The organism is Serratia sp. BFP-2025, from assembly GCF_050880365.1.
In the GTDB taxonomy this organism is placed as follows: domain Bacteria; phylum Pseudomonadota; class Gammaproteobacteria; order Enterobacterales; family Enterobacteriaceae; genus Serratia; species Serratia surfactantfaciens.
This window is the reverse complement of sequence record NZ_JBPAFV010000002.1, coordinates 270,219-288,058: the sequence shown is the minus strand read 5'-3', so window position 1 is coordinate 288,058 and position 17,840 is coordinate 270,219. Positions and strand designations below refer to the sequence as shown.

Sequence of the window (17,840 nt, the reverse complement as noted above, 5' to 3'; positions counted from 1 at the left end):
CTGTAAAAAGAGCGGCAGAATGAGCACCACCAGCCTGATCCAACCCGATCGTGAACTGTTTTCCTATAAGCCCTATTGGGCCGAATGTTTTGGCACCGCGCCGTTTTTACCGATGACGCGGGCAGAGATGGATCAACTGGGCTGGGACAGCTGCGACGTGATCATCATCAGCGGCGACGCCTATGTCGATCACCCGAGCTTCGGCATGGCGATCATCGGCCGCATGCTGGAAGCGCAGGGCTTCCGCGTCGGCATCATCGCGCAGCCGGACTGGAGCAACAAAGAAGATTTCATGCGGCTGGGCAAACCGAACCTGTTCTTCGGCATCACCGCCGGCAACATGGACTCGATGATCAACCGCTACACCGCCGATCGCAAACTGCGCCATGACGACGCCTACACCGCCGGCAACGTCAGCGGCAAGCGCCCGGATCGCGCGACCCTGGTCTACAGCCAGCGCTGTAAAGAAGCATACAAAGACGTGCCGATCGTGCTGGGCGGCATCGAAGCCAGCCTGCGTCGCATCGCCCACTACGATTACTGGTCGGATACCGTGCGCCGCTCGGTGCTGGTGGATTCCAAGGCCGACATGCTGATCTACGGCAACGGCGAACGCCCGCTGGTGGAAGTGGCGCATCGCCTGGCCGCCGGCGAGAAGATCGGCGATATCCACGATATTCGCAATACCGCGGTGATGCGTAAAGAAGCGCTGCCGGGCTGGAGCGGCGTGGATTCCACCCGCCTCGACAAGCCGGGTCGCATTGAGCCTATCCCAAACCCGTACGGCGACGACCTGCCTTGCGCCGACGGCGCCAAGCCGGCAGAGCCGGAAGCCAAACCGATCACCGTGCGCGCCGCCAAGCCGAAGCCGTGGGAGAAGACCTACGTGCTGCTGCCGTCCTTCGAGAAAGTGAAGGGCGACAAGGTGCTGTATGCGCACACCTCGCGCATTTTGCACCATGAAACCAACCCGGGCTGCGCCCGCGCGCTGATGCAAAAGCACGGCGATCGCTATGTGTGGATCAACCCGCCGGCGATCCCGTTGACCACGCCGGAGATGGACAGTGTCTTCGCCCTGCCTTATCAGCGCGTGCCGCATCCGTCCTATGGTCAGGATCGCATTCCGGCCTACGACATGATCCGCTTCTCGGTGAACATCATGCGCGGCTGCTACGGCGGCTGTTCGTTCTGTTCGATCACCGAGCACGAAGGGCGCATCATCCAGAGCCGTTCAGAAGATTCGATCATTCGCGAAATTGAAGAGATCCGCGACAAGGTGCCGGGCTTTACCGGCGTGATCTCCGATCTGGGCGGCCCGACCGCCAACATGTATATGCTGCGCTGCACCAACCCGCGCGCCGAACAGACCTGCCGCCGCGCCTCGTGCGTGTATCCGGAGATCTGCACCTACATGGATACCAACCACGAGCCGACCATCAAGCTGTATCGCCGCGCGCGTTCGCTGGAGGGCATCAAGAAGATCCTGATCGCCTCCGGGGTGCGTTACGATCTGGCGGTGGAAGATCCGCGCTATATCAAAGAGCTGGCGACCCACCACGTCGGTGGCTACCTGAAGATCGCGCCGGAGCACACCGAAGAAGGCCCGCTGTCGAAAATGATGAAGCCGGGCATGGGCAGCTACGATCGCTTCAAACAGCTGTTTGATCACTACTCGAAGCAGGCGGGCAAAGAGCAGTACCTGATCCCGTACTTCATCTCTTCGCATCCGGGCACCCGTGATGAAGACATGGTGAACCTGGCGCTGTGGCTGAAGAAGAACCGTTTCCGCCTCGATCAGGTGCAGAACTTCTATCCATCGCCGATGGCCAACTCGACCACCATGTACTACAGCGGCAAAAACCCGCTGAGCAAGGTGGGGTACAAGAGCGAAGACGTGGTGGTGCCGCGCGGCGATCGCCAGCGTCGTCTGCATAAGGCGCTGCTGCGTTACCACGATCCGGCCAACTGGGCGCTGATCCGCACCGCGCTGGAAGAGATGGGGCTGAAGCACCTGATCGGCAGCCGTCGCGATTGCCTGGTACCGGCGCCGAGCATCGATGAGCAGCGCGAAGCGAAACGTCTGCAGCGCCATACCCGTCCGGCGTTGACCAAACACACCGACATCAATCGGCAGCGCACGCCGTCCAACCGGCCGCCGCGCAAACCGATTCGCAAGGCCAAGCCGTAACGGCCAGGCTCACGCGCAAACAAAAAGGAGAACCCTCGGGTTCTCCTTTTTATTTACTTTGGTTCATCACAACCGTTCGTAAGCGGCTTCCACTTTCATCAAATGACGCGGCGCCTGCGGTGCGGGATGATATTTGCGCACGTGCCAGTTAAAGGCTTCCGGCGACAGGTTGTTAATCATCGCGATGGCCTGCTGACGGTTGCTGGAGAAGGTGCGCAGCAGTGCGCCGGTGCCGTTGACATAGGCGATGATGGTGGCGTAGCGCAGCGTGACGGGATTGGCGATCCCTTTAAGCTGTTGTTTTTGCAAGATGGCCAGATAGGCGGCGCCGAGATCGATATTGGTGTCAGGATCCCGCAGGTCATCGTCGTCCGGGCAGCCGCGTTTCCCTTTGTAGCGATAGGCGTCGCAGCCGGCGGTATCGGCTTTCAGCTGCATCAGGCCGATCGCATTGGACTTGCTGACGGCGGCGGGGTTGAAGCCGGACTCCACCTGGATCATGGCGGTGATCAGCTTGGCGTCCACGCCGTATTCGCTGGCGGCGTCTTTGATGGCGCCATCAAAGGCGTGGCGATCGTAGCTGACGCGCTGTTTCTTGCCGGCGCAGCCCGCCAGCACCAGCATGACGCAAAGCATGCCCAGCCGTGACCAGTGTGAGAAAGAGGGTTTCATGGTGCTCCGTGCTTGTCTGTTTTTTAACGGCGTTAACCGGCGGCCGGGGTCTCCGGCGTTGTCATCATAACGTCAGGCAATGGAAGGGAGCAATGCGCGGAAAGGAAAAGCCCTCCTCGGCGAAGAGGGCTTGGGGAGGGATTACAGGGTATCCGGATCCGGCCCGAGGCGGTTGCCGACGTCCAGTTTGGCGATCTCGCCCAGTTCGTCCTTATCGAGTTTGAAATCAAACACCTCGAAGTTTTCGCGAATGCGCGACGGCGTGACCGATTTCGGGATCACGATGAGGCCGCTGTCCAGGTGCCAGCGCACCACGATCTGCGCCGGCGTTTTCTCGTATTTTTCGGCCAGCGCCTTGATCAGCGGCTGGTCGAACACCCCTTCGCCGCCTTGCGCCAGCGGGCTCCAGGATTCGGTGGCGATGTGATGGGTGGCGTTCCAGGCGCGCAGCTGGCGCTGTTGCAGCAGCGGGTGCAGTTCGATCTGATTGACCACCGGCGCTACGTTGGTTTCATCCAGCAGGCGCTGCAGGTGCGGCGTATGGAAGTTGCACACGCCGATGCTTTTCACCAAGCCTTGATCGCGCAGCTTGATCAGTTCGCGCCAGGCGGAGACGTATTGATCCTGCTGCGGGCGCGGCCAGTGGATCAGATACAGATCCACATAGTCCAGCTTGAGTTTTTCCAGGCTGGTTTCCAGCGCCGCCAGCGGATCGCCCTGATCGTCGTTCCACAGCTTGGTGGTGATGAACAGGTCGCTGCGCGGCAGCGAGCTGGCCTGCAGCGCGGCGCCCACGCCTTCCTCGTTCTTGTAGATCGCGGCGGTATCGATGGAGCGGTAACCGATCTCCAGCGCTTTGCTCACCGCGCGGGTGGTCTCTTCAATACTCGCCTGCCAAACGCCGAGACCCAACTGCGGCATCAGATTACCATCGTGGAGTTTGATGATGGGTTGTTGCGTTGTCATGCGCTTCTCCTTGTGTACGGATTGCGGCGCCTGCGGCGCCGAAACGGCTATAGATAAATTCTAGTTGGCAAAATGGGCGGTTGCCGGGTTTGCCAGCCTAATTTCAGCGGTGACGGGAGGGCGACTTTCTCCCCGCTCTCCCTGCGAATGAGCGGTAAGACGGGTGGTACGAAACGATCGGCGGCGCATTGAGGCGCCCGGCGATCGGCCGGGCGCAGGATGCCAGACGGAGACTAAAGCCTAGCAAAAAATCGCCGTTTTGCGATCAACGAGCTGCTTCGTAAATGCGGCGGCTGACGTCCAGGGTGATGTCCTGGTGCTCGCCTAAGGCGGTCATGCCGTGCTGATGCAGCTTGTTGAGCAGCGCCGGAATGCTGCTGCCGTCGAGCCCATAATCCGCCATGCGGGTCGGCACGCCCATTTGTTCGAAGAAGGCGCGGGTGGCGGCGATGGCGCCGTCGATGCGGCTCTCTTCGCTGCCTTCGCGCAGGCCCCAGACGCGTTCAGCGTACTGCAGCAGTTTTTCGCGCTTCTGCGCTTTCTTCTCGTGCAGCAGCGCAGGCAGCACGATGGCCAGCGTTTGCGCATGGTCGAGATCGTGCATGGCGGTCAGCTCGTGGCCCAGCATGTGAGTCGCCCAGTCCTGCGGCACGCCGGCGCCGATCAGGCCGTTCAGCGCCATGGTGGCGCTCCACATCACGTTGGCGCGCACCGCATAGTTTTCCGGCTCGGCCAGCGCGCGCGGGCCGTCTTCCAGCAGGGTCAGCAGCAGGCCTTCGGCGAAACGATCCTGCACCTTGGCATCGACCGGGTAGGTCAAATACTGTTCCAGGGTGTGTACGAAGGCGTCGACCACCCCATTGGCTACCTGGCGCGGCGGCAGCGAGTAGGTCACCACCGGATCCAGCACGGCGAAGCGCGGCTGCACCAGCGGCGAGAAGAAGTGCTGCTTGTCGCCGCTGCTTTTACGAGTGATCACGGCACCGCTGTTGGATTCTGAACCGGTGGCCGGCAGTGTCAGCACGCAGCCCATCGGCACCGCGTCGGTGATGTGGCTGCCGACGGTTTGCAGAATGTGCCAGGCGTCGCTGCTGGCCGTATAGCGGGCGGCGGCGGCGATGAACTTGGTGCCGTCAACCACCGAACCGCCGCCGACCGCCAGCAGGAAATCGATGTTTTCCGCTTTCACCACCTCGACCGCTTTCATCAGCGTTTCGTAGGTCGGGTTAGGCTCGATGCCGGAGAACTCCCGCACGTCGCGGCCGGCCAGCGCGCTATGCACCTGATCCAACACGCCGTTTTTCTTTACGCTGCCGCCACCGTAGGTGATCAGGATGCGTGCGTCCGCCGGGATCTGGCCGGCCACGTCGGCAATTTGCTCCTTGCCGAACAGGATTTTGGTTGGGGTATGCAGAATGAAGTTTTGCATGGCTAATTTCTCTCTTTCTGTCAGGCGGGCGCCAAAGCGGCGCAAAGGTGTCTGGCCCGTATTGTCAGGAACCGGGCGGCAACGCACAATGCATATTCCTGTCTGGTTCTTGCCTATTCCTACAAGTCGATGTAGAAATAGAGAGTTTTAAATTATTATTTATGCCGAATCGTTCTGACTGTAAGAGGGTGTTTCCGTGATTGAAATCGATGCGCTGCGCGGCCGCATGGCGCGCCAGGCGATGGCTATCGCCAGCGGCAATGGCTACACGCCGTCGCCGGTGCCGCGGGTGAAGATTTTGTATGTCGATCGCCACAGTCCGCGTCAGCCGGTGATGTATGAACCGGGGATCGTCATCGTTTTTCAGGGGCACAAGGTCGGTTATTGCGGCAATAAGAAGTTCCAATACGATCCGCGCAACTACCTGCTGATGACGGTGCCGCTGCCGTTTGAATGCGAAACCTTCGCCAGCCCGGAACTGCCGCTGGTTGGGTTGGCGGTCAATATCGATACCCAAATGCTGCAGGACTTGCTGATCGACATCGGCGACGACGACTACCTGATGCAACCGCGCGCCCAGAGCAACGGGGTGAACCTGGCGGAAATGACGGAAGAGTTGCTGTGCGCCACCGAGCGTCTGCTGGACGTGATGGCCAATCCGCTCGACGCCCGGGTGCTGGGGCCGCAGATCGTACGGGAGATTCTCTACTATGTGCTGCGCGGCGCCTGCGGCGCCTCGCTGCAGGAACTGGTGAATCGCCATACCCACTTCAGCCAGATCGCCAAGGCGCTGCGGCGCATAGAAAATCAGTATGCTGACAATCTCAACGTCGAGCAGCTGGCCGGCGAAGTCAATATGAGCGTGTCGGCGTTCCATCACAACTTCAAGGCGGTGACCAACACTTCGCCGCTGCAGTATGTGAAGTCGTACCGGCTGCACAAGGCGCGCCTGCTGATGGTGCATGACGGCCTGAAGGCCAGCACCGCGGCGATCCGCGTCGGCTACGAAAGCGCGTCGCAGTTCAGCCGCGAGTTCAAACGGCTGTTCGGCATGACGCCGAGCGACGAAGTCGCCCGGCTGCGCGACGCCAACCCGCTGCTGTTGGAGGGGTGAGTCGCCGCCGGGCGGTGGGTTATGGAGTCAATACGATCTTGCCGAACGGCCCGCGATCGAGGTGATCCAACGCCTGGGGCAGTTGATCTAAGTGGTATACCTGATCGATCACCGGCTGCAGTTTAACGGCGTCCACGGCGCGCACCAGGTCTTCCAGCGCGCGGCGGTGGCCGACGCCGATGCCCTGAATCACTGCGGATTTCAATAGCAATGGGCCGGCGGGGGCGGAGATTTCGCTGCCTTCCAGGATGCCGATTACCGAGATACGTCCTCCCACCGCCACGGCGCGCACCGAGTTGCCGAGATTGGTGCCGCCCACGGTATCCACCACATGGTCGATGCCGCGATCCTGGGTCAGCTGATAGACCTTCTCCACCCAGTCGCCATGCAGACGATTTATGCCGTGGTCGGCGCCCAGCGCCTTGGCGCGCGCCAATTTTTCGTCGCTGCCGGAAGTGACGTACACCTCGGCACCCTGCGCTTTGGCGATCTGCAGCGCGAACAGCGCCACGCCGCCGGTGCCTTGTACCAATACCGAGTCGCCGGCGCGCAGTCTGCCTTGCTCCACCAGTGCGAACCAGGCGGTCAGCCCGGCGCACGGCAAGGTGCTGGCCTGGGCATCGTCCAGCGACGCCGGCGCCGCCACCAGCCAATCTTCATGCAGTATCACGTATTCCGCCAGCACGCCCTGATAAAAACCGCCGAGGGTGTGATAAGGCACCCGGCGCGCATCGCCGTAGGGTTTTTGCTCGCCGTCGAGCCAACCGGGGCTGAAGGTGGAAATGACGCGCGCGCCGGGCTGAAAGCGGCTGACGCCGGGACCGATGGCATCGACCTCGCCGGCCATGTCCGAGGCGGGAGTGAACGGCTGCGGCAGCGTGAGCCCCATGCCGCTTTCTATCATCAGTTTGTCACGGTAATTGAGTGAGATAGCCTTCACTTTCACTCTGATTTCGTGCGGTCCCGGCTGTGGGATGGCGCTTGCGCTCAGCTGCAGGTGCTCACGCCCCAGGGCGCTCATCGTCCAGCGTTGCATGGTGTTGGTCATGATGTTCTCCAAAGTCAGCGATTAACAGACCTGCCGATAATATCGTTGATAAAGGTTCGCCAGTGGCGATAAGATTTCCGCAGATTGTTTCTTTCAGAGCGACAAATCATGAGCGATCGGTTGAGCGGCATTTCGGTATTCGTTATCGCCGTGGAGGCGGGCAGTTTTGCAGTGGCGGCCAGCCGGCTGCATCTTTCGCGTTCGGCGGTCGGCAAAACCATCGCCCGGTTGGAGCAGCGGCTGGGGGTGCGGCTGTTTCATCGCACCACGCGCAGCCAGAGCCTGACCGACGACGGTGCGCTGTTCTACGAGCGTTGCCTGCGGGCGCTGGAGGAGATCCGCGGCGCAGAAACGCTGCTGGAGTCGGGAAAACGACAGGTCAGCGGCCGGCTGCGAGTGTCGATGCCGGTGCTGTTTGGCCGCATGTGCATTGCGCCGCTGCTGACCGAACTGACGCGCGAGCATCCTGGGTTGGAGTTGGAGCTGTCGTTCAGCGATCGGGTGGTGGACCTGATTGAGGACGGTTTCGATATGGCGATTCGCAACGGTACACTGGCCAACAGCAGCGGCTTGGTGGCGCGGCGTATCGGCGATCACCGCATGGCGCTGTGCGCCTCGCCGGCCTATCTGCAGCGTCGCGGCGAACCGCATAACATCGAGCAGTTGGCGCAGCATGAGGCGGTGACCTACATGCGCGCCGGCGCGCGGCGCAGCTGGCGGGTGCTGGACGAAGGCGGCAAGCCGCAGGAGGTGATGCCGAACAACCGGCTGCAGATGGACGACCTGCAGGCCATTGCGGATGCGGCGACGGCAGGATTCGGTATCGCCTGGCTGCCGTGCTGGCTGGTGCGTGAACAGCTGCTGAGCGGGGCGTTGGTGCGTTTGCTGCGCGATCGGCCGGGTGCGGCCTTTGAAGCGCATGCGGTATGGCCGCACACGCCCCATCTGCCGCTGAAGGTGCGGCTGGCGGTGGATACGCTGGTGAGCAAGTTGCCCCCCAGCCTGGCGCTGGTCGAAAAGGCGCTATAACGCGCCGGGCTTAAGACGAGGCGGCGCGCTTCTTGCGCCAGATCACCAACATGGCGCCCAATAAGCCGACAAACAGCAGCAGCAGCGGCAGCAACATCAAGCCGGTCATCACCTGACTTTCGTGGCGTTTCACCAGCGGGATTTGGCTGAAAGCGTAGCCGAGGCCCACCAGCGCACAGACCCAGATCGCCGCGCTCAGCCAGTTAAACACCTGAAAGCGCGAGCTATTGAGCCCGGAGATGCCGGCCATGGTTGGCAGCAGCGTGCGCACGAAACCGAGGAAGCGGCCGATCAGCAGCGCCGTCAGCCCATGGCGGTTGAACAGGCTGTGCGCGCGCTGGTGGTATTGCGCCGGCAACTGCAGCAGCCAGCCTTTTACCAGGCTGGTATGGCCCAGCCAGCGGCCCTGGATATAGCTCAGCCAGCAGCCGAGGCCGGCGGCGGCGGTCAAAATCAGCAGAGTGGGGGCAAAGCCCATCACGCCTTTGGCGATCAGCGCACCCGACAGCAGCAGCAGGCTGTCGCCGGGGAGGAAGGAGGCGGGCAGCAGTCCGTTTTCCAAAAACAGGGTGGTGAAAAGCACGGCGTAAACCACCCAAATCACGCTTGGATCGGCGAGGGCGACAAAGTCCTGCTGCCAAAGCGCATGAATAATCTCTCGTAATACATCCATTTTATGTCCTGTTGCATGCCGGTTGCGCCCGGGGTCACGTTCTCCAGGGTGCGGCGGTTACCGTATCTGACAGTTACCCGGTTAGTGTACCGCTAATAGCTTAAGCCGACATTAAACGAGACGAAGAAAATTACCGGAATCCGCCTTAGCGCACGCCGCTGAGGCGATCGAAACCGGCCGCCAGATCGGCGATCAGGTCTTCGACGTTCTCCAGGCCGATGTGTAAGCGCACCAGCGTGCCGGAGAAGTCGACGCCGCCCGCCGGGCGGATCGCTTCCAGTTCTTCCGGTTGGTTGGCCAGGATCAGCGACTCGAAGCCGCCCCAGGAGTAGGCCATGCTGAAGTGGCTGAAGTTGTCCAGGTAAGCGGCCAACTGCGTATCGTCCAGCCGTTCCTTCAGCACGAAAGAGAACAGCCCGTTGCAGCCGCTGAAGTCGCGGCGGTAGAACTCGTGGCCCTTGCAGCTCGGCAGGGCCGGATGATTGACCGTCGCCACCTCCGGCCGCGCGGCCAGCCAGTTGGCTACCTCGATGCTGCTGCGTTCGTGCTGTTTCAGCCGCACGCTCAGGGTGCGCAGGCCGCGGCTCGCCATGTAGGCGGTGTCGGCATCCACCATCTGCCCCATCAGATAGGAGTACTCGCGCAGTTGGTCCCAACAGCGCGCGTTGGCGACGGCGGTGCCGAGCATGTAATCGGAATGGCCGATCAGATACTTGGTGCCGGCCTGAATAGAAATGTCGATGTCGAAATCCAGCGCCTTGAACAGCACGCCCGCCGCCCAGGTGTTGTCGATCATGATCACCACGTCCGGCGCCACGGCGCGAATGGCCTGCACCATGGCCGGGATATCCTGCACTTCCAGGGTGATGGAACCGGGGGACTCAAGGAACACCACGCGAGTATTGGGTTGGATCAGATTGGCGATGTCGGCGCCGATCAGCGGATCGAAATAGGTGGTGCTGACGTTCATGCGGCCGAGGATATGGGTGCAGAAATCCTGGGTTGGCTCGTACACCGAGCCTGTGACCAGCAGGTGATCGCCGGCGCCGACGAACGACAGGATCGCATTGGCCACCGCCGCCGCGCCGCAAGGGTACAGCACGCAGCCGGCACCGCCCTCAAGCTCCACCATCGCATCCTGCAGCGCAAAGTGGGTCAGGGTACCGCGTCGGCCATAAAACAGCTCGCCGTGGGCGCGCTGTGCGGTGGCGTGTTTTTTGGCGGCGACGGAGTCGAAGACCAGGGAAGAGGCGCGTTGCGTAACGGGATTGACGGAGCCCTGGGTGTAGCGTTTGCCGCGGCCGGCGCCGATCAGCGTGGTTTCGATGTGTTTTGACGTCATGGTACCTGGCTCACCTCTGGTTGCTCTGCACGTGCCCGTTTGCGATAGCCCTTACGTTAGCATGAGTTAATATAGCCATCCAGACGTTTTAACTTCTGGATATAGAAACGGCTATAATTGGCTGCCGGTCACGCATTTCTCGTGTCATCCTTCTGCCGAGTGGGAAGAGAGAAGCCCATTCCTCGGCTGAGGCGCCGTTCGGCAGCGTGGTCTTGTTGCACCGTTGTGGGATAAAAGTAACGAAATCGCCCTATAAAAGGGGCTTTTAGCGCTGAACGGACGCGGATTGGCACTTTGCGGCAAGGCTGTCTAAAATTTTCTCGTTTATTTGGTAAATAATAATGAGAACTACTATCAATCCCCGGTTGGTTTGATATGATCGCACGCTGAATTATTCCTTAATTTTGATCGGTAATGGGTGGAGGCACAGCGTGAAAACGGCTGGCAAGAATTTAAATCAAGGATCGTTCGGTCAGGGCCGGGCGCAGTGGGGCAAGGCCTTTGGCCGCAGCCTGATGGCTTCTATGGTGCTGGTCGTGGGGCTGGCCGGCAGCGCGCAGGCCGCGCCGGCGACCAACCCGGCCGTTACCGAAAGCGTTGCGCCGAGCACCGCGCCTGCGCCTGCGCCGGCAGCCGCCGCGCCTGAGAGCATCACGCCGGTGAACCCGGCACCAACGATCCAACCACCGGAAACTCGCGGCATGGACCTGTCCGTCTGGGGCATGTATCAGCACGCCGACGCGGTGGTGAAAGCGGTGATGATCGGCCTGGTGTTGGCCTCGATCGTGACCTGGACCATTCTATTCTCCAAGGGCAGCGAACTGCTGCGCGCCAAGCGCCGTCTGCGCCGCGAACAGCTGACGCTGGCCGAAGCGCGTTCTCTGGATGAAGCCTCCGAACTGGCGCAAAACTTCTCACCGGAGAGCGTCAGCGCGGTATTGCTGAACGACGCGCAAAATGAGCTGGAGCTGTCTGCGGAATCCAACGACAACAACGGCATCAAAGAGCGCACCGGTTTCCGCCTCGAGCGCCGCGTAGCGGCCTACAGCCGCAACATGGGCCGCGGCAACGGTTTCCTGGCCACCATCGGCGCCATCTCGCCGTTCGTCGGTCTGTTCGGTACCGTGTGGGGCATCATGAACAGCTTCATCGGCATCGCCCATTCGCAGACCACCAACCTGGCGGTCGTGGCGCCGGGCATCGCGGAAGCGCTGTTGGCGACCGCACTAGGTCTGGTCGCGGCTATCCCTGCCGTCGTTATCTACAACATCTTCGCTCGCGTCATCAGCGGCCATCGCGCCCAGGTGGGCGACGTAGCGGCACAGGTCTTGCTGCTGCAGGGCCGTGATTTGGATCTGGCCGCGACGGCGGAAGCCAAGCGCTCACAGCACGCACACCAACTGCGGGCGGGGTGAGTCATGGCGATGCGCTTAAATGAAGATCTGGACGACAGCGGCGAACTGCATGAAATCAACGTAACGCCGTTTATCGACGTCATGTTGGTGCTGTTGATCATCTTTATGGTGGCCGCGCCGCTGGCAACGGTAGATATCCGCGTCGATCTGCCGGCCTCCTCCGCCAAGCCGCAGCCGCGGCCGGAGAAACCGGTGTTCCTGTCGGTGAAGGCCGACAAGCAGCTCTACGTCGGCGATCAGCCGGTGAATGCCGATCAGCTGACTTCGGTGCTGGATCAACGCACTCAGGCGAACAAAGAAACCACCATCTTCTTCCAGGCGGACAAGAGCGTGGACTATGAAACGCTGATGAGCGTGATGGACACTCTGCGTAAAGCCGGCTACCTGAAAGTGGGGCTGGTGGGCATGGAAGGCGCCGCCAAATAGCGGGCTGATGAAACAGAAAAGGGCGCTTCGGCGCCCTTTTCTGTTTCAGAGATATCACTCTCCGGCCAACAAAGCCCGGGAACCGGCATGGCGCCAGCGGATACGGCCCGGCAGATAAAGCGCGTTCTGTTCCAGCGGCCGCTCGTCGATCAGTGCGGTGACTTGGTCGAAGCTATATTGCGCCAACGCCCGGCAGTCCTGTGCGACGGTGTCGATCTTCAGCGTCATGCAGTCGAACAGGTAGTGATCGTCGAAGCTGCACAGGTGGATGTCGCTCTCCATCAGCTGATGTTGAGTCAGATAACGCAATACCCCTTCCAACAGGCCGCAGGCGGCGGTAAACAGCGCTTTGGGCGGCCGCCCCAACTGTGCGCAAAGCTGAGCGAACATCTCGTAACCTGAGCTGGGATGATAGTTGCCGTTGATGATCCATTCCGGTTTGCACGTTATGCCGGCGCGCTGCAGGCCAAGCTGGAAACCGGCCAGCCGATCGCGGGTCGGCGAAATGCGCGGCTGCCCGCCGAGAAAATAGATCTCGTCCGGATGTTGGCGCGCGACCTTTTCCACCAGGTCGGCGGTCGAGTTGACCGAATCGGTGATCACCAGCGGCAGTTCGGAACCGGCGATCAGACGATCCATCTGCACCACCGGCAGCCCGGCGTTGATCTTCTGGTATTCGGCATCGTTCAACTGGCTGGAGGCGACGATCAAGCCGTCCACCTGCCGCTGCACCAGACTGTTCACCGCCATCATTTCCTGCGCTGGGTTTTCATCGGTGCAGGCGATCAACAGCTGCAGCCCGGCTTCGCGGCATAGCGTTTCCAGCTCGCGCGAAATCACCGCAAAACCGTAGTTGGTCATCTCCGGTACGACCAACCCCAGCGTGTGGCTGCGGTTGGAGCGCAAAGAGCGGGCGTGGATGCTGGGCTGATAATGGTGTTCGTGCGCCAGCGCCAGAATGCGATCGCGGGTGTCGTCGGACACCCGGTATTCCTTGCTGCGGCCGTTCAGCACCAGGCTGGCGGTCGATTTCGACACCCCGGCCAGCGTGGCGATGTCACTGATGGTAATGCGTTTATTTTTTTTCACTGACGCCATCTGAAGTCATCGGAGGATGCGTCATTCTAGCATGCATGGCGTCAGCGGCCAGTATTCCAACGCCAGCGGCGCGCTCCCGCACAGCCGCAGTTGCGGCTCACCAGCCGGGAAGTAGCGTGCGCTCATCACCGCCTCGCCATGATTGATGAAAATCTCCACGCTGGAACGATCGAACAGCAGTTGCAGATGCGTGACCGGGCCGCGCCAGTAACGGTGCTCCGGCCGGCCGTCGGCCAGGGAAGCTCGCGTCAGCTGCAGCCTTTCGCCGTCCCAGTTCAGCGTCATCGCGTCGCCAAAGGTTGCGTTGAACGGGCCCTGTGGCGTTAATTGCAGCTCTGCCGCGCCCAGTGCGTAGACGGGGGCGTCATCGGCGCGCCCCTGCCAGCATGTTGGTTCGCCGCGCAGCTGTTGCAGCTCGCGTGCCGGGCGCTGGTGGAGGCGGCCATGCTGCAGCAACAGCTCGCGCGGGCAGGTCATGGTGTGGAGCCAGCCGTAAAGGCGCGTCGGATGGGCTTCTTCATCTTGTTCGGGTACGCCCATCCAGCCGAACATCAGGCGGCGACCATCTTCCGCCAGCGTTGTCTGCGGCGCATAAAACTCGAAGCCGGCGTCCAGTTCGCGAAATTCGCCGTGACGGAAGGCTGCCTGCTGGTAATCCAGCTTGCCGAGCAGATAACCGGCCTGATAGCGATTGAGGTAACGTTCCGGCTGCGGCGTCAGTCCCTGCGGGCAGCAGATCAACACCTCGTCACCGTCCAACGAGAACAGATCCGGGCACTCCCACATGTAGCCGAATTCACTCAGACCGTTCAGGCCGGAACCGGCGATTTCTCCCAGCGCTTGCCAGTCGCGCAGATCGCTGGAACGACATAGCAGCACCTTACCGCGATCCTGCAAGTCACGTGCGCCGAGCACCATGTACCAGTCATTTTGATGACGCCACACTTTCGGATCGCGTACGTGACCGCTGTAGCCCTCCGGCAGCGGCAGCACCGGCCCGAGTTTGCGATATTCGCCCCGCTCGCTTTCCTGAGCCAGGCATTGGTAGGCGGTGCGTGAGCCGTCTGGGAATTTCACGTTGCCAGTGTAGATCAGCGTGATTTTGTCTTCCGCCACCACGGCCGAGCCGGAGTAACAGCCGTGGCTGTCGTAACAGGCGCCGGGCGCCAGGGCGATCGGCTGGTGCTCCCAATGCAGTAAATCGGCTGACTGCCAGTGTCCCCAGCATTTGTTGCGGTGATCGCAACCCAGCGGATTCCACTGATAAAACAGATGATAAATGCCGTTGTGCTGGATAAAGCCGTTGGGATCGTTCAGCAGGCCAACGCTGGGTGCCAGATGCCAGTCCGGTCGGTGCGGATCGCGCCGCGCGAGCGGCTGGCCGTTCATTAACGCCCGCATTGCCTGCTTGATTAAGCTGAGTTCTTCCATCATTGCGCGTCCGTTTTGTATTTCAGCAATAGGGAGAGGACAAAGGCGCTGCCAAAGGCGATCGCCAGACCAATGATATAGCTGACCAGAGAACTGGCCTGCACGATCGCCATGCCGGGGATCGCCGTCAGCCCGACCGCGTTCATGCCGACATGGTTGGCCACCACCCAGGCACCGCCGAGCGCTCCGCCCGCCAGCGCCGCCAGAAACGGTTTCACGAAGCGCAGGTTGATGCCAAACAGCGCCGCCTCGGTGATGCCGAGCATGGCGGAAAAGGCCGAAGGTACCGCAATAGCTTTGATTTTGGCGTCGCGGGTTTTGAAATAAACCGCCAGACAGGCGCCGCCCTGAGCGATGTTGGCCATCGACCAGATCGGCAGCAGGAAGTTGACGCCGATATTGGGGTTGCCGAGCAGCCCGGCCTCTACCGCGTGGAAACTGTGGTGGATGCCGGTGATGACGATAGCGGAATAGAGACCGCCGAACAGCAGCCCGGCGAACCACCCCGCATGGACAATCAGCGTGCTGAGCACGAAGGAGATGCCGTCGCCCAGCGCCCGACCGGCGGGGCCGATAAACAGCAGGGCGACAAAGCCTGAGATGACCACCGTCAGGAACGGCGTCAGGATCAGATCGAGCGCGTTGGGGATCACCTTGCGCAGGCGTTTTTCCAACAGGCTCATGAACCATACCGTCAGCAGCACCGGGAACACGGTGCCCTGATAGCCGATCATGGCGATTTCCAGACCGAAGAGGTTCATGGTGTGGAACCCTCCGGCGACGCCCCAGGCGTTGGTCAACGCCGGATGTGTCAAAATGCCGCCGAGCGTGGCGCCCAGATAAGGGTTGCCGCCGAATTCGCGTGCGGCGGTGAAACCGATCAGAATCGGCAGGATAATGAACGCCGCCGAGCTGAACATATCCAGCATGATGAACAACGCACTGTCGGCATCGGCCCAGCCGTAGGTTTTCACCATGCCGAGCAGCCCCATTAACAGACCGGAAGCGACGATCGCCGGGATGATTGGCACGAAGATGTTCGACAGCAGGCGGGCGATGCGCTGCAGCGGGTTGAGTTTTTTCGCCGCGATATCGGCGGCTTCGGCCTTGCTGGATTCGCTGACGCCTGCCGCCTTGATGAATTCCGCATGCACCTTGTTGACCAGCCCGGTGCCGAAGATCACCTGGATCTGACCAGCGTTGCTGAAGCAGCCTTTGACGCCGTCCAGTTTGCCGATGGCCTCTTTGTCCACCTTGCTGTCGTCCACCAGCACCAGGCGTAAGCGCGTGGCGCAGTGGGCGGCGCTGGCGATGTTCTCTTTACCGCCGAGCAGCGGCAACAGCGCGTTGGCGGTTGCGGTAATGTCCATGTTGTCCCCTTGCTAAATTAAAATGTCGCCGTGCAGTTTGCGGCGCAATTCCGTGAATCGGTGTCAGAAGAAATACTTGAATCTGGCGCGCACGCCGTAACGCTGGTCGTTGTCGCCGTTGGCGATCTTGTTCTCGGCGTTGGCTTCCAGCAGCGAAACATAGGCGCCTAAATACACATTGAAATTCTTCATATTCATAATATTAGGTATCTGATACGACGCATGAACGGTGTGGATGTCGTAGTTGCCCGGCTCGCTGAGCGGATTGTGGATATCGGCGGCGATCCCGGCGGTATTGAACTCTTGGATGTTGTTATGGGCATAGATATAACCCAGTTCGAAGCGCCGCCACAGCACGTTAACGCCAGCGGTAAAGTCTTGCTCGCCTGACGCATCCAGATAGGCGGTGCTCAGGTTGGCCACCATGCCGTTATCCGGATCGGCCGCGTTGGTGTTCCAGCTCATGGTCATGCCGTAGCCGTTGCGCTTCGATTGATCGACGAAGCGGCCCTGGCTGTCCTGATAGCCGTAGGCATTATTCACCACGTTGCTTTCCATCGCCGCCGCGATGCTGAAGGCATCTTTCTTCCAGGCGATCACCGGGCGCAAATAGGCGACGTTTTTCTTATTGTCCAGCGCATTGCCGTGGTAGCTGCTGTCCTGGAACAGCGAAGTGCCGTCTTCCACCAGCGTGTTCAGTTCGAAATAGACATCCCCGGCGTATTTGCTCAACATCAGGTTCCCGCCGCTGCTGCTGCGGCCACGGCCTTCTTTCATCATATAGATATAGCCAAAGCCGTCAGCGTACAGATCGTTGGCGGTATTGCCGGAGTATTGAATGAAGGTGTCCTGATTCAGCGGGAACATGTCGTAGGCTTCGAAGCGGCCGATTTTGGTTTGCCAGTTCTTTTCATTGCCGAAGAAGAAAGCTGCGTCGTCCAGGTTCATTTTGCCGGTCATGTCCGCCAGCGGCTGGACGCTGAAGCCGGAAAAGTTGCCGCCCGGATTGCGGCGATAGCCGTCCAGCCCCACCAGAATGCGGCCGTTGATATCCCAGCGCTCTTTGTTGCCGGGTTTCCAATCCTTGTGATCGCTGCCTTTCAACGACGTCAACTGGCCGCTGCGGCTGGCGCCGTCCAGATTGAACTCCACGTCGCCGTACAGCTTCAGATCGTTGAAGCCGTTCAGTTTCAGCGCGCCGGTCGAGGGAGATTGCGTTTCCGGCGCGGCGGCACGTTGCGCGACCTGAGCGGTTTGCCTTTCGGTGTTGGCGGTGCGCTGTTCCAGCTGTTGCGCCCGACGTTCAGCCGCCGTGGCGCGGGTTTCTGCCTGTGTGGCGCGCCGTTCCGCCTGCGCCAGACGTTGCTCCAGCGCGTTGAGACGCGCCTCGATACTGTTGCCGCTCGAGGCCGCTGCGTTGGAAGCGGAGAGGAAAAGCCCTGTTGTTATCGCCAAATAGCTGAGTTTTTTCATCATCGTCTATCATCCGGGAAGGGTTGTTATTATTTTCTGCTAAATTGCTAAACCGGTTTTTCAAGGCGAAAGATAGCGATCGAGAAGCGGACTGGCAATCAAGTTTGCTAACCCGATTCAGCTATTGTGATCGAGTACGCAAATCGTGGGCTAAAAGACCACGGCG

General features: G+C 60.8%; 15 protein-coding genes. 5 read left to right on the top strand and 10 right to left on the bottom strand.

Features of this window, described 5'->3' with window-relative positions; translation table 11 throughout:
- Positions 1-19: 19 nt before the first annotated feature.
- On the top strand, positions 20-2,188 hold the full coding sequence (locus ACRAWE_RS16800; protein WP_019453050.1) for a YgiQ family radical SAM protein: 2,169 nt from the start codon (positions 20-22) through the stop codon (positions 2,186-2,188).
- Between the two features lie 66 nt (positions 2,189-2,254).
- Here ACRAWE_RS16800 and ACRAWE_RS16795 read toward each other — a convergent pair whose 3' ends face one another.
- The 3 genes from ACRAWE_RS16795 to yqhD form a co-directional block, all read right to left on the bottom strand.
- Entirely contained in the window at positions 2,255-2,860 is a 606-nt protein-coding gene (locus ACRAWE_RS16795) for a transglycosylase SLT domain-containing protein (protein WP_025160100.1), read from the bottom strand.
- A gap of 141 nt (positions 2,861-3,001) precedes the next feature.
- The gene (dkgA, locus tag ACRAWE_RS16790) at positions 3,002-3,826 is read right to left on the bottom strand and encodes a 2,5-didehydrogluconate reductase DkgA (protein ID WP_019453048.1); all 825 of its coding nucleotides are present in this window, start codon (positions 3,824-3,826) and stop codon (positions 3,002-3,004) included.
- 265 nt (positions 3,827-4,091) lie between these two features.
- Entirely contained in the window at positions 4,092-5,255 is a 1,164-nt protein-coding gene (yqhD, locus tag ACRAWE_RS16785) for an alcohol dehydrogenase (protein ID WP_063918734.1), read from the bottom strand.
- A gap of 226 nt (positions 5,256-5,481) precedes the next feature.
- Between yqhD and ACRAWE_RS16780 the strand changes: the two genes are divergently transcribed.
- Positions 5,482-6,369, top strand: a complete 888-nt coding sequence (locus ACRAWE_RS16780; RefSeq protein ID WP_232094201.1) for an AraC family transcriptional regulator — start codon at positions 5,482-5,484, stop codon at positions 6,367-6,369.
- Positions 6,370-6,388: 19 nt separating this feature from the next.
- On the opposite strand, the gene ACRAWE_RS16775 is transcribed toward ACRAWE_RS16780, so the two are convergent.
- Positions 6,389-7,417 carry a zinc-dependent alcohol dehydrogenase family protein gene (locus tag ACRAWE_RS16775; RefSeq protein ID WP_432525634.1) on the bottom strand — a complete coding sequence of 343 codons (1,029 nt, stop codon included), beginning with the start codon at positions 7,415-7,417 and terminating at the stop codon, positions 6,389-6,391.
- Between the two features lie 108 nt (positions 7,418-7,525).
- On the opposite strand from ACRAWE_RS16775, the gene ACRAWE_RS16770 reads away from it, so the two are divergent.
- Positions 7,526-8,446 (top strand): LysR family transcriptional regulator, encoded by a 921-nt coding sequence (locus tag ACRAWE_RS16770; protein ID WP_154747320.1) that lies wholly within the window; start codon positions 7,526-7,528, stop codon positions 8,444-8,446.
- Positions 8,447-8,456: 10 nt separating this feature from the next.
- On the opposite strand, the gene ACRAWE_RS16765 is transcribed toward ACRAWE_RS16770, so the two are convergent.
- Together ACRAWE_RS16765 and metC are read right to left on the bottom strand one after the other, a co-directional pair.
- Positions 8,457-9,119: a DedA family protein gene (locus ACRAWE_RS16765; protein ID WP_019453043.1), complete on the bottom strand. Its 663-nt coding sequence runs from the start codon at positions 9,117-9,119 to the stop codon at positions 8,457-8,459.
- Between the two features lie 145 nt (positions 9,120-9,264).
- Positions 9,265-10,461, bottom strand: coding sequence for a cystathionine beta-lyase (gene metC / locus ACRAWE_RS16760; protein WP_019453042.1), 1,197 nt, complete (start codon positions 10,459-10,461; stop codon positions 9,265-9,267).
- 431 nt (positions 10,462-10,892) lie between these two features.
- Here metC and exbB point away from each other — a divergent pair, with 431 nt between their 5' ends.
- Positions 10,893-11,876, top strand: a complete 984-nt coding sequence (exbB, locus tag ACRAWE_RS16755) for a tol-pal system-associated acyl-CoA thioesterase (protein WP_211129724.1) — start codon at positions 10,893-10,895, stop codon at positions 11,874-11,876.
- Between the two features lie 3 nt (positions 11,877-11,879).
- Positions 11,880-12,302 (top strand): TonB system transport protein ExbD, encoded by a 423-nt coding sequence (gene exbD, locus ACRAWE_RS16750; protein WP_004937307.1) that lies wholly within the window; start codon positions 11,880-11,882, stop codon positions 12,300-12,302.
- Between the two features lie 54 nt (positions 12,303-12,356).
- On the opposite strand, the gene ACRAWE_RS16745 is transcribed toward exbD, so the two are convergent.
- The 4 genes from ACRAWE_RS16745 to ACRAWE_RS16730 all read right to left on the bottom strand — a co-directional run bounded on the left by ACRAWE_RS16745 (position 12,357) and on the right by ACRAWE_RS16730 (position 17,674).
- The gene (locus ACRAWE_RS16745; protein WP_063918737.1) at positions 12,357-13,400 is read right to left on the bottom strand and encodes a LacI family DNA-binding transcriptional regulator; all 1,044 of its coding nucleotides are present in this window, start codon (positions 13,398-13,400) and stop codon (positions 12,357-12,359) included.
- Positions 13,401-13,421: 21 nt separating this feature from the next.
- The gene (locus ACRAWE_RS16740; RefSeq protein WP_063918738.1) at positions 13,422-14,831 is read right to left on the bottom strand and encodes a sucrose-6-phosphate hydrolase; all 1,410 of its coding nucleotides are present in this window, start codon (positions 14,829-14,831) and stop codon (positions 13,422-13,424) included.
- Positions 14,831-16,201: a sucrose-specific PTS transporter subunit IIBC gene (locus tag ACRAWE_RS16735; protein ID WP_063918739.1), complete on the bottom strand. Its 1,371-nt coding sequence runs from the start codon at positions 16,199-16,201 to the stop codon at positions 14,831-14,833. The genes ACRAWE_RS16740 and ACRAWE_RS16735 overlap by 1 nt, the downstream gene beginning before the upstream one ends.
- Before the next feature lie 63 nt (positions 16,202-16,264).
- Positions 16,265-17,674 (bottom strand): carbohydrate porin, encoded by a 1,410-nt coding sequence (locus tag ACRAWE_RS16730; RefSeq protein ID WP_063918755.1) that lies wholly within the window; start codon positions 17,672-17,674, stop codon positions 16,265-16,267.
- Positions 17,675-17,840: the final 166 nt, after the last annotated feature.

Excerpts from the sequence above, each read along its gene's own strand:
- ACRAWE_RS16800 (WP_019453050.1), top strand. The coding sequence starts at position 20 with ATGAGCACCACCAGCCTGATCCAACCCGATCGTGAACTGTTTTCCTAT.
- ACRAWE_RS16795 (WP_025160100.1), bottom strand. The coding sequence starts at position 2,860 with ATGAAACCCTCTTTCTCACACTGGTCACGGCTGGGCATGCTTTGCGTC.
- dkgA (WP_019453048.1), bottom strand. The coding sequence starts at position 3,826 with ATGACAACGCAACAACCCATCATCAAACTCCACGATGGTAATCTGATG.
- yqhD (WP_063918734.1), bottom strand. The coding sequence starts at position 5,255 with ATGCAAAACTTCATTCTGCATACCCCAACCAAAATCCTGTTCGGCAAG.
- ACRAWE_RS16780 (WP_232094201.1), top strand. The coding sequence starts at position 5,482 with ATGGCGCGCCAGGCGATGGCTATCGCCAGCGGCAATGGCTACACGCCG.
- ACRAWE_RS16775 (WP_432525634.1), bottom strand. The coding sequence starts at position 7,417 with ATGACCAACACCATGCAACGCTGGACGATGAGCGCCCTGGGGCGTGAG.
- ACRAWE_RS16770 (WP_154747320.1), top strand. The coding sequence starts at position 7,526 with ATGAGCGATCGGTTGAGCGGCATTTCGGTATTCGTTATCGCCGTGGAG.
- ACRAWE_RS16765 (WP_019453043.1), bottom strand. The coding sequence starts at position 9,119 with ATGGATGTATTACGAGAGATTATTCATGCGCTTTGGCAGCAGGACTTT.
- metC (WP_019453042.1), bottom strand. The coding sequence starts at position 10,461 with ATGACGTCAAAACACATCGAAACCACGCTGATCGGCGCCGGCCGCGGC.
- exbD (WP_004937307.1), top strand. The coding sequence starts at position 11,880 with ATGGCGATGCGCTTAAATGAAGATCTGGACGACAGCGGCGAACTGCAT.
- ACRAWE_RS16745 (WP_063918737.1), bottom strand. The coding sequence starts at position 13,400 with ATGGCGTCAGTGAAAAAAAATAAACGCATTACCATCAGTGACATCGCC.
- ACRAWE_RS16740 (WP_063918738.1), bottom strand. The coding sequence starts at position 14,831 with ATGGAAGAACTCAGCTTAATCAAGCAGGCAATGCGGGCGTTAATGAAC.
- ACRAWE_RS16735 (WP_063918739.1), bottom strand. The coding sequence starts at position 16,201 with ATGGACATTACCGCAACCGCCAACGCGCTGTTGCCGCTGCTCGGCGGT.
- ACRAWE_RS16730 (WP_063918755.1), bottom strand. The coding sequence starts at position 17,674 with ATGAAAAAACTCAGCTATTTGGCGATAACAACAGGGCTTTTCCTCTCC.